Annotated in this window: 8 protein-coding genes; 3 read left to right on the top strand and 5 right to left on the bottom strand. The window is 61.2% G+C overall.

Annotated features, from left to right (window positions below):
- Positions 1-48 precede the first annotated feature (48 nt).
- Genes thrC through AC30NL_RS07310 form a run of 3 tightly spaced genes read right to left on the bottom strand, consistent with a single transcriptional unit; the run spans position 49 to position 4058 of the window.
- Positions 49-1473 (bottom strand): threonine synthase, encoded by a 1425-nt coding sequence (gene thrC, locus AC30NL_RS07320; protein ID WP_489463350.1) that lies wholly within the window; start codon positions 1471-1473, stop codon positions 49-51.
- A gap of 13 nt (positions 1474-1486) precedes the next feature.
- Positions 1487-2806, bottom strand: coding sequence for a homoserine dehydrogenase (locus AC30NL_RS07315; RefSeq protein WP_489463349.1), 1320 nt, complete (start codon positions 2804-2806; stop codon positions 1487-1489).
- Between the two features lie 25 nt (positions 2807-2831).
- A complete protein-coding gene (locus AC30NL_RS07310) occupies positions 2832-4058 on the bottom strand; it encodes a pyridoxal phosphate-dependent aminotransferase (protein ID WP_489463348.1) in 1227 nt (408 codons plus the stop codon).
- Between the two features lie 83 nt (positions 4059-4141).
- Here AC30NL_RS07310 and AC30NL_RS07305 point away from each other — a divergent pair, with 83 nt between their 5' ends.
- The 3 genes from AC30NL_RS07305 to AC30NL_RS07295 all read left to right on the top strand — a co-directional run bounded on the left by AC30NL_RS07305 (position 4142) and on the right by AC30NL_RS07295 (position 7056).
- The gene (locus AC30NL_RS07305; RefSeq protein WP_489463347.1) at positions 4142-4534 is read left to right on the top strand and encodes an Mth938-like domain-containing protein; all 393 of its coding nucleotides are present in this window, start codon (positions 4142-4144) and stop codon (positions 4532-4534) included.
- 95 nt (positions 4535-4629) lie between these two features.
- Positions 4630-5106, top strand: a complete 477-nt coding sequence (locus AC30NL_RS07300) for a peroxiredoxin (RefSeq protein ID WP_489463346.1) — start codon at positions 4630-4632, stop codon at positions 5104-5106.
- A gap of 285 nt (positions 5107-5391) precedes the next feature.
- Positions 5392-7056, top strand: a complete 1665-nt coding sequence (locus AC30NL_RS07295) for a PhoH family protein (RefSeq protein ID WP_489463345.1) — start codon at positions 5392-5394, stop codon at positions 7054-7056.
- A gap of 76 nt (positions 7057-7132) precedes the next feature.
- On the opposite strand, the gene AC30NL_RS07290 is transcribed toward AC30NL_RS07295, so the two are convergent.
- Together AC30NL_RS07290 and AC30NL_RS07285 are read right to left on the bottom strand one after the other, a co-directional pair.
- Complete coding sequence (locus tag AC30NL_RS07290; protein ID WP_489463344.1) at positions 7133-9109, bottom strand: M3 family metallopeptidase; 1977 nt, start codon at positions 9107-9109, stop codon at positions 7133-7135.
- Positions 9110-9460: 351 nt separating this feature from the next.
- Positions 9461-11377 (bottom strand): propionate--CoA ligase, encoded by a 1917-nt coding sequence (locus AC30NL_RS07285; RefSeq protein WP_489463351.1) that lies wholly within the window; start codon positions 11375-11377, stop codon positions 9461-9463.
- Positions 11378-11505 lie beyond the last annotated feature (128 nt).

The raw sequence follows: 11505 nt of genomic DNA, 5'->3' as shown, positions 1-11505 counted from the left end.
GCTCCCTCTCCCGCTTGCGGGAGAGGGCCGGGGTGAGGGCGCGGCCCCTCAGGCATTCTCAGCGATGAAACCCTTTACCGCTTGAGCATCGACCCGCATCACCTTGAACCGCTTGGGCAATTGCTCAATGCCGCGCATCGCTTCCGGCCGATCCGGCTCGCGCCCAAGCGCTTCGACGATGGTCTCGGCGAACTTCGCAGGCAGGGCTGTTTCCAGGACGATCATCGGCACGCCACTCTCCAGGTGCTCTCGGGCCACCTTGAGCCCGTCCGCAGTGTGTGTGTCGATCATCACGCTGAAACGCTGCCACGTGTCGCGAATGGTGGCGAGGCGGTCGGCATGCGTGCTGCGGCCCGACGCGAAGCCGTAGTTCGCGATGCGCCTGAACTCATCGGCGCTGACGGTGAACGAGCCGTGATCCTCGACATCCGTCTTGAACAACTGCTTCGTTCTCGCGCCATCACGGCCGAGCAGATCGAACACAAAACGCTCGAAGTTCGACGCCTTCGAAATGTCCATCGACGGACTCGACGTCTCATGCGTTTCGGTGCTGCCGCGAACGCGATACGTCCCGGTGCGGAAGAACTCGTCGAGCACGTCGTTCTCGTTGGTCGCGAGCACCAAGCGCTTGATCGGCAACCCCATGCTGCGCGCCACGTGGCCGGCGCAGATGTTGCCGAAATTGCCGGAGGGCACTGCGAAGCTCACGACTGGAAGCTCCGATGAGGTATCGACGGGTGCCTTGGTCGCCTGGAAATAGCCGGCGAAGTAGTAGACGACTTGAGCAAGCAATCGCGCCCAGTTGATCGAGTTCACCGTGCCGATCTTGTGCCGGCGTTTGAACTCCAGGTCATTGGACACTGCCTTCACGATGTCCTGGCAATCGTCGAACACCCCTTCGATGGCGATGTTGTGGATGTTTGCATCCTGCAGGCTGAACATCTGCGCCTGCTGGAAGGCGCTCATGCGGCCGTGCGGGCTGAGCATGAAGACCTTGACACCTTTCTTGCCACGCATAGCGTATTCGGCCGCGCTGCCGGTGTCGCCTGATGTCGCGCCGAGGATATTGAGCGACTCGCCACGCCGGCCCAACTCGTACTCGAACAGGTTGCCCAGCAACTGCATCGCCATGTCCTTGAACGCGAGCGTCGGTCCGTTGGACAGTGCTTCGAGCTGCATGCCGGCTTCGAGTGACTTCAAGGGCGTGATTTCGCGCGTGCCGAACACTTCGGGTGTGTAGGTCTTGGCGACGATCGTCTTCAGGTCGGCCGCAGGAATATCGTCGATGTAGAGCGACAAAATTTCAAATGCCAGCTCGTGATACGACAGCCCGCGCCATTTGGCGAGCGTGGCCGCATCCACCTTCGGGTACTGAACTGGCAGATACAGACCGCCGTCCGGCGCCAAGCCTTCGAGCAGGATGTCCGAAAAGCCGCGCTCGGTACGGTCGCCCCGCGTGCTGATGTACTTCAACGCCTGCTCCGGATCAATTGAGTTCTTCCTTGCGGATACGCACGATGGGTGCAAGCACTGTCGGCAGGGTCTGCATCTGCGCGATGGCTTCGTTCATCTTGCCTTCGATGGTCTCATGCGTGAGGATGATCACGTCGGTCTTGGTCTGCCCTTCGGCATCCGCATCTTGCGGGCGCTGCAGCAATGCGTCGATTGAGATGTTGGAGTCAGCGAGGATGCCCGTGATGCGTGCCAGGACGCCGGCCTGATCGGCCACCTGCAAGCGCAGATAGAACGAAGTCACCACCTGCTCGATAGGCAGGATCGGCGTGGTCGCGAGTTCGTCAGGCTGGAAAGCAAGGTGCGGCACGCGATGATTCGGGTCGGCCGTGTGCAAACGCGTGATATCCACCAGATCGGCCACGACGGCGGATGCCGTGGGCTCCGATCCTGCGCCCTTGCCGTAATACATCGTCGTGCCGACGGCATCGCCATGCACCAGCACGGCGTTCATCGCGCCTTCGACGTTGGCGATGAGCCGCTTGCTCGGCACCAGCGTTGGGTGCACACGCAGCTCAATGCCCGCGTCGCGACGACGCGTGATCCCCAGCAGCTTGATCCGATACCCCAGTTGCTCGGCATACGTGATGTCCGCCGCCTGCAGCCTGGTGATGCCTTCGACATAGGCCTTGTCGAACTGCACCGGAATACCGAACGCGATGGCGCTGACGATGGACGCCTTGTGCGCCGCGTCCACGCCCTCGATGTCAAAGGTCGGGTCGGCTTCCGCGTAGCCCAGGCGTTGCGCTTCCTTCAGCACCACGGCGAAGTCGAGCCCCTTGGCGCGCATCTCCGAGAGGATGAAGTTGGTCGTGCCGTTGATGATCCCGGCAATCCACTCGATGCGGTTCGCGGTCAGGCCTTCGCGCAGCGCCTTGATGATGGGGATGCCGCCGGCCACCGCAGCCTCGAACGCGACCATCACGCCCTTCTCGCGCGCCGCCGCGAATATCTCGGTGCCATGTACCGCAAGCAGCGCCTTGTTGGCCGTGACAACATGCTTGCCAGCGGCAATGGCTTCCATCACCAGCGCCTTCGCGATGCCATAGCCGCCAATCAACTCGATGACGATGTCGATGTCGGGGTTTGCAATCACCTGGCGCGCATCGGACACGACCTTCACCTGGTCGCCCACGATTTGCTGCGCACGCGCGGTGTCAAGGTCGGCCACCATGGTGATCCCGATGCCACGGCCGGCGCGGCGTCGAATTTCTTCCTGGTTGCGACGCAGCACGTTGAACGTACCGCTGCCGACAGTTCCGATGCCGAGCAGACCGACTTGGATGGGTTTCATGGTGCGGGTGGCCTTTAGGCGCCTCTTAATGGGAATGACGTTTGCTGTAGTGATCGAGGAAGCGCGCGATACGACCGATGGCATCGGTCAGGTCATCGGAGTTCGGCAGGAACACCAGACGAAAATGGTCGGGCTGCGACCAGTTGAAGCCCGTTCCCTGCACGATCAGCACTTTCTCTTCGGCGAGCAGCTCATAGGCGAACTGCTGGTCGTCGGCGATGGGGTAAAGCTTCGCGTCGAGCTTGGGAAACATGTAGAGCGCCGCCTTGGGCTTGACGACGCTCACGCCTGGAATCTGCGAGAGCAGGTCATAGGCGAGATCGCGCTGGCGGCCCAGGCGGCCAGTGGGCGCGACGAGATCCTTGATGCTCTGGTAGCCACCGAGCGCAGTTTGAATCGCGAGCTGCCCAGGGGTGTTCGAACACAGCCGCATCGAGGCCAGCATGTTCAGCCCCTCGATGTAATCCTTGGCATGGCGCTTCTCGCCAGACACCACCATCCAGCCTGCGCGATAACCGCAGGATCGGTAGTTTTTGGACAGCCCGTTGAAGGTCACGAAAAGCACGTCGTCGGCCAAAGACGCGATGCTGGTATGCGTTTCGCCGTCGTACAAGGTCTTGTCGTAGATCTCGTCGGCGAACACCACGAGTTCGTTCTGGCGCGCCACATCGACGATCTGCTGAAGCACCTCGACTGGGTACAGCGCACCCGTCGGATTGTTCGGATTGATGACGACGATGGCCTTGGTGTTGGCCGTGACCTTCTTCTTGATGTCGTCGATGTCGGGCAACCAGCCCGATTGCTCGTCGCAGATGTAGTGCACCGGCGTTCCGCCCGAAAGCGCCACGGCAGCGGTGTACAGCGGGTAGTCGGGCGACGGAATCAGCACTTCGTCGCCGTCGTTGAGCAGTGCATTCATGCTCATCACGATGAGCTCCGACGCACCGTTGCCAAGGTACACGTCATCGACTGCGACGCCGCGAATACGCTTTTCCTGGGAATAGTGCACCACTGCCTTGCGCGGGGCGAACAAGCCCTTGCTGTCGGTGTAGCCCGCCGTGTGCGGCATGTTGCGGATCATGTCCTGCACGATCTCGTCGGGCGGCTCAAGGCCGAACGCGGCGATGTTGCCGATGTTCAGCTTGATGATCTTCTGGCCCTCGTCTTCCATCTGGCGTGCCTTGTCGAGCACCGGGCCACGAATGTCGTAGCAGACGTTGGCGAGCTTGCTCGACTTGGCGATGGGTTTCAACGGACTTCCCTCCGGGGGCAACGCGGGCGAAAATGCTGCGGCGCAAACCTATAATTTAACCACACGCTTCCCGTGGAAACGCCGTGAAACTTCAAGCCGAACGAATCGAAGGAACCAACGCCATCGCAAGACACAGCGCAGACGGCGTGATCGTCAGCGGCCGCGAGCATCGCTCGAGCGTGATCGTGCCCTGGCGAGGCGACGTCATCGACTGGCCGGCCATCTCGTTCGATGATCTGAAGGACACCCACTTCAAGACGCTCGCCGATTTGAAACCCGAACTCGTCATTTTTGGAAGCGGCGCGCGAATCCGGTTCGCAAAACCCGACGTTCTGCGGCCACTGATCGATGCGCGAATTGGCATTGAAACCATGGATACGCCGGCTGCTTGTCGAACCTACAACGTGCTATTGGCTGAGGGCCGGACAGTCGTTGCGGCACTGCTCTTCGAAGGGTCGCCAAGTACGACGCGATAAGTGCTTTTCCGTACGAGCGCAGCCATCAGGAAGATGGCTCGCTTCACTTATAATTACCGGCTACGCCCACGAAGCGCAACAGAGCAGAATACTTCATGACGCCAGCCCTCAACAAACCCCTGCCGGAATTTGAAGCGCTTGCAACTGGGGGCGTGAAATTCACGCCCACTGCCTTTGCCGGCCAGACCGTTGTTCTCTATTTCTACCCCAAGGACAACACCCCTGGCTGCACCACTGAAGCAATGCAATTCCGTGACCACCACAAGGATTTCGTGAAGGCTGACGCGGTCGTATTCGGCGTTTCGCGCGACAACATGGCGTCGCATGACAAGTTCAAGCAAGCGCTTGAACTGCCTTTCGAGCTTATTGCCGACACCGAAGAAAAGCTCTGCCACATGTTTGGCGTGGTCAAGAACAAGATCATGTACGGGAAGAAAGTCAAGGGCATCGAGCGCTCCACCTTCCTGATCGACGGCAATGGCGTGCTCCGCGCCGAATGGCGTGGCCTCAAGGTGGCAGGCCACGTCGAGGAAGTTCTGAAGTCCGTCAAGGCACTGAAGAAAGCAGCCTGATTGTCGGTTGCCCCGCGTCACGCTGACCAACCCGAAGCCGGACCCCAGTCTGGCTTTGTCTTTCAGATTCTTTCATTTGCTCTTGTCGTTTGAGCCTTTTGTGTAATCGAGATCGTTGCCAAGTGCAAAGCTATGCTTCCGGTGAGACATTGGGTTGTCGGGCCGTCGGCGATGTGCATAATGGCTCATGCTCGTGAGTTGTGAAACGCGCACTTTCTCCATCAAGCCGCACAGGCGACTGTGCGGCTTTTTTTCTTCTCAACTGCACCGGAGACGCAACCCCTCATGCCACTTCCAAAGCCGCCTGCCAAACGAGCTGCACTCCTGACCCAAACCGACTTCGACTCGCAGGCCGCGCCCAAACCGGGCAAACGATCGCAAAAGACACATCTTTCGGCCGAGCCAGCGTCGCCGCCTGAGCTCAGCATGTTCGACGAGACCGCCGAGACTGCGGCGCCTGTCATCCCGCCACAGGTGGAAACCCGACCTGTCCCCGCGGCAGCCAAGCGCGCCACGCCGGAGCCTCGGGCTCGCAAGCCGCGTGGCGAAGGCCCGCCCAGGCTCTTCGTGCTCGACACAAACGTGCTGATGCACGACCCGATGTCGCTGTTCCGCTTTGAAGAGCACGACATTTACTTGCCGATGATCACGCTCGAGGAACTTGACGGGCACAAGCGCGGCATGACCGAGGTGTCGCGCAATGCCCGGCAGGTCAGCCGTGACCTGGATGCGCTTGCTGCGAGCATGGGGGTCCGCGATGCAAGCGGCATGTCCGACGGTTTGGCGCTGTCCCGCACGGGCCACCGCGAGGCAGCAGGCAAGCTCTTCTTCCAGACCAACCTGGTCAACGTGAGCCTGCCGGCTGGCCTGCCACAGGGCAAGGCCGACAATCAAATTCTCGGCGTGGTCCAGGCCCTGAGAGAGCAGCAACCCAAGCGCGACGTGGTGCTGGTGTCCAAGGACATCAATATGCGCATCAAGGCGCGTGCGCTTGGCCTGCCTGCCGAGGACTATCACAACGACAAGACGCTGGACGACGGCGATCTGCTCTACACCGGCGTCCTGCCGCTGCCCATGGATTTCTGGGACCGGCACGGCAAGACCATGGAAAGCTGGAGCCAGGGCGGGCTCACCTACTACCGGATCAGTGGTCCGCTCGTGCCGGCCTTGTTGATCAACCAGTTCGTGTTCCTCGAAGCGCCAGGTGCCGCGCCGCTGTATGCCAAGGTAGCCGAAATCACGGGCAAGACCGCTGTGCTGCGGACGCTGCGCGAATACACACATCAGAAGAATGCAGTGTGGGGTGTCACGGCGCGCAATCGCGAGCAGAACTTCGCACTCAACCTGCTGATGGACCCGGAATGCGACTTCATCACGCTGACCGGCACGGCGGGCACCGGCAAGACCTTGATGACGCTGGCTGCCGGCTTGTCACAGGTGATGGACGAGCGCCGCTACACCGAGATCATCGTTACGCGCGTGACCGTGCCGGTGGGTGAGGACATCGGCTTCCTGCCAGGCACCGAGGAAGAAAAGATGAGCCCCTGGATGGGAGCGCTGGACGACAACCTCGAGGTCCTGTCCAAAAGCGACGGCGGTGGTGGCGAATGGGGCCGCGCGGCGACCAATGACCTCGTGCGCAGCAAGATCAAGGTCAAGAGCCTCAACTTCATGCGCGGGCGGACCTTCCTGAACAAGTTCGTGATCATCGACGAGGCGCAGAATTTGACGCCGAAGCAGATGAAGACTTTGATCACTCGGGCCGGACCGGGGACGAAGATCGTCTGCCTGGGCAACCTGGCACAGATCGACACCCCGTATCTAACAGAAGGCAGCTCAGGCCTGACCTATGCAGTCGACCGATTCAAGGGCTGGCCGCATTCGGGGCACGTGACGCTGGCTCGTGGCGAGCGTTCGCGTCTGGCAGATTTCGCGAGCGAGGTGCTTTGAGGGTTTTGTAGCCCGGGTGCAACCCGGGCTACAAATGCAAAAGGCCTCTATTCCGGGCCAAATCCTTACTTCAAGACTATTTCATCAGGTAGTCGTAGAACGCCTTGGCATTCGTTTCCCGCCCGAGAAAGTCCTTGACCAATTCTCGCGGCGGACGCTGCCCGCCCTGCGACAACACCGCGGTCCGGTAGCGCATGCCGACCTCAGGGTCGAGGTGATTCGCCTCAAACGCAGTGCGCAAGTCCATCGCCACAACCAGGCTCCACAGGTAGCCGTAATAACCGGCCGCATAGCCACCCGCGACGTGGCTGAAGCCGGCGGGAAACATCGTTCCCGTCGCATGGCCAAGCGGCGTGGCGCTCTCCATCTTGGTCCAGAGACTCATCGGCTCCGGTGCATCGGCCGCATACAGCGCCAAGTCGAAGCTTGCGAACAGATGCTGGCGTGCATAGCGAACACCTTTGCCGTAGTCGCGTGCCAGCACAGCCTTGTCGATCAGTTCATCGGGTACCGGCTTGCAGGTCTTGCACACGGTTGAAAAGAGCTTGAGCACTCGCTTGTCGTAGACCCAGTCTTCCAGCATCTGCGACGGCGCTTCGACGAAATCGCGCTGAACGCTGGTGCCGCCTTGCAATGAATATCGCGTGGCCGAGAGGTTGTTGTGCAGGGCATGGCCCATCTCATGCAGCATGGTCTCCAGTTCGCTGAGCGACAAGCCCTTCCGGTCCATGTTGACCACGTATGCGGCCTGCGGCACACGGCTCAATCGCGTCGATCCGTTGCGAAAGCTCCAGACCGCCGCATGGTTGTACTTGCCGTCTCGCGGGTACATGTCCACGTACAGAGTCGCGAGTGGCTTGCCCGTCTTGGCGTCGCTGACGGCGTAGGCCTGTACGTCCGGGTGCCACAGCTTGGCGTCGACACGCGTGTAGCGGATGCCAAGCATGTCCTCAGCCACCTTCATGATGAACTGCAGGCTTTCCTGAGGCGGGAAGTACTGGCGGAAGGCATCCTGGTCGACGCTGTAACGCTCGCGGCGCACACGCTCGGTGTAGAACTGCAAGTCCCAGCGCTCGAGCTTGGTCGAGTCCAGTGGCGTGCCCAGGTGCTTGGCCTTGGCCTCGCGCAGTTCGGCAAGTTCGCGTCCCTCACGCTCGCTCACGGCCACCTTCACTTCATCGAGGAAGCGCTGCGTGTTCGTGGTGTTCTCCGCCATGCGGCGACGCAGCTGAAAATCGGCAAAGCTCTTGATGCCGAACAGCTGCGCGTACTCTCGACGCAATTGAGCGATCTCGCCCAGCAGTTTCAAGTTGGCCTCGCCGCCCTCGGTGAGCTTGGCCCGATAGATTCGCTCACGGGTCACAGCGCTTTCGGCACGCTCGAGCACAGGCAGGTAAGTCGGATAGTCCAGCCCCAGCAAGACTCGGCCCGCATCGTCGCGCGGCTTGTCCTTCCACACCGACTCCGGGACGCCTCTTAACTCGTCGACGGTGAAAGGTACCTGGGTCTTGGCGTCACGAATGTTCTTGTTGAACTGCTGGTCGAGTTCGGTGATCCGGTCGCTGATTTGCTTCGCGCGCTGACGCTTGTCGGCCGGCAATGACACCCCTGCATCCTCGAAGGCGTCCATGGTCACGCGCATGAATTCGCGGTCGATGGCGTCGCTGGGCTTCACCTTGCGGGCGGCGTTGTAGAGCTTTTCGTTCTGGCCGAGGGTGGACGCGAAGTCCTGCCAACGCAGCGTGCAGGCCTGGGCGGCATCGCGTATGCCCTTGTCGGGGTGAACGTTGACAAGCAGCTCGATCGGACCGGAGACGTCTTCAACGTAGGCGTTGAGATCGTCGGAAGCTGCAGGCCACTTGGCGTCGGGGGCGTGCCTTTCAAGCGCCTTGACCCGCCGCTTGGCACCATCGATTCCGCGCTGGCAGGCCATCTCGACGGCTTTTGCATCGGCAAATTGAGGGAACGCCGGACCCGGCAGGGTCGGCGTGGCAAAGGAAGTTGCCGCGGTGAAAAGGGCCGCGGCAAACAGGAGTTGAAAGGTGGGTCGCATCGGGTCTCCAGCGATCGATCGGAATGATTCCCGCCTCGTGGGCGAAACCGTGAATTGTGCCGATGGAGTCCCAAGCGACCCCCAGGGTTCCACCCGGGTGCATCGCGGAACTGCGACGAATTGTTGTTTGCACTCAGCCTCTTAGAGGCTGAGAGTTTTTCGAGCGTGTCCGAGCAGCGCCTCAAAAGGCACCTGATCTAGGCGCAAAGCGCAGCCATAGCCCGGGCTATGGCGAGCATTTGCATCGACGAACAGGGGTCTTTTGGCGTGATGAGCGGGCATGATCGAAATACTCTCAACCTCTCAACCTCTCAACCTCTCAACCTCTCAACCTCTCAGCCTCTCAGCCTCTCAGCCGACCGCGACCAAGGTTTTGATCTGCGACAGCGCCGTCGGGTCTTCAATGGTCGTGAGGTCTCCCGGATCGCGCTGCTCGCACACCGCTTGGATGGCACGGCGCAGCAGCTTGCCCGAGCGCGTCTTCGGAAGCACACCCACGATGTACACCCGAGACGGCCGCCCCACCGCGCCGAGCTGCTGGTCCACCGTCTTCATGATCTCGCCTTCGAGCCGAAGCCTTGCGGCATCGTCGACGAGCCCGCTCGCGTCCTTCACCACAACGAAGGCCATCGCCACCTGCCCCTTGAGCTGGTCGGCCACGCCCACAACCGCCACCTCTGCCACGTTGGAATGGCTGGAGATGCTCTCCTCGATCTCACGCGTGCCCAACCGATGCCCCGCCACGTTGATCACGTCGTCGGTGCGGCCGAGGATGAAGTAGTAGCCGTCCTCATCGCGTATGCCCCAGTCGAAGGTGTTGTAGACCATGCGGCCCGGCACGGTGTTCCAGTAGGTCTTCACGAAGCGCGCGTCGTCGCGCCAGACGGTCTGCATGCAGCCGGGCGGCAAAGGCCCCTCGATGACCACCACCCCTTTCTGATTCGCACCCTTCAATTCTTCGCCGCTGGTTTCGTCGATGAGCTTCACGTCGTATCCGTACATCGCGACACCGGGACTGCCGAACTTGCTTGGCGCGCCCTCGATGCCGTTGGCGATGGTGAGAATGGGCCAACCGGTCTCCGTCTGCCAGTAGTTGTCGATCACCGGTTTGCCGAGCCCGTCTGCAATCCACTTCGCCGTGGTTTCGTCGAGCGGCTCGCCGGCGAGGAAGAGCGCACGCAGCGAAGTCAGGTCGTATTGCCTGAGGAATTTGGGATCGTGCTTCTTCAATACCCGCACGGCCGTCGGCGCGCTGAACATGGCCGTTACCTTGTACTTTTCGACGAGGCTCCACCAAATGCCCGCGTCCGGGCGGATCGGCAGGCCCTCGTACATGATGGTCGCCATGCCTGCGATCAGCGGACCGTAGACGATATAGCTGTGCCCGACCACCCAGCCGATGTCGCTGGTGGAAAAGAAGGTTTCGCCGGGCTGGCCGAGGAAGATGTGCTTCATGCTCGCAGCCAGCGCCACCGCATAGCCGCCGGTGTCGCGCTGCACGCCCTTGGGCTTGCCGGTGGTGCCGCTGGTGTAAAGCGTGTAGCTCGGGTGCGTCGCGCCTACCCACACACATGGCACCTTCGTCGCGAGGTGCTTTCGCCGCCATGCCGCGTAGTCTTCATCGCGACCTGCCGTGCGCTCCATCGGCGCAAGGCCGCGATCAACCAGCAGTACCCTGCCCGGCTTGTGACTCGCGAGGCGGATCGCCTCATCGAGCAGCGGCTTGTAGGCCAGCACTTTGCCCGCGCGGCTGCCTGCATCGGCGCTCACGATCACCGCGGGTTGTGCGTCGTCAATGCGGGTCGCCAAGCTGCCGCTTGCGAAGCCGCCGAACACCACTGAATGGATGGCACCGATGCGTGCACAGGCCAGCATTGCGAAGGCCGCCTCTGGAATCATCGGCATGTAGATGAGCACGCGATCGCCCTGGTTCACGCCGAGGTCCATGAGGCTCGCGGCCATGCGCTGAACTTCTTCGTGCAACTGGCGGAAGGTGTAGATCCGCTCCTCGTGCGTTTCGCTGGATACGAAGATCAACGCCGGCTGATCGGCCCGGTCTTTCAGATGCCGATCAATCGCGTTGTGGCAGAGGTTGGTTTGCCCGCCAACAAACCAGCGAGCAAACGGCGGGTTGTCGTAGTCACACACCGTCTCGAAGGGTCGATGCCAATCGATGAGTTCGGCTTGCTCGGCCCAGAACGCGTTCCGGTCGTTGATGGATCGTTGGTGAACATCGGCGTATCGGGTCATGGGAGCCTCGGTGCGGATCGTGAATCGGATGCGGAATCTGTGACTTCAGAGGCTGAGAGTATTTCGAGCGTGTCCGAGCAGCACGTCAAAAGGCGCCTGATCTAGGCGCAAAGCGCAGCCATAGCTCGTGCTATGGCGAGCATTTG

Source organism: Rhizobacter sp., assembly GCA_021153565.1.
Classification (GTDB): Bacteria; Pseudomonadota; Gammaproteobacteria; order Burkholderiales; family Burkholderiaceae_C; genus Albitalea.
Note: the sequence above shows the minus strand (reverse complement) of the source record. Positions and strands in the feature narration are given on the sequence as shown.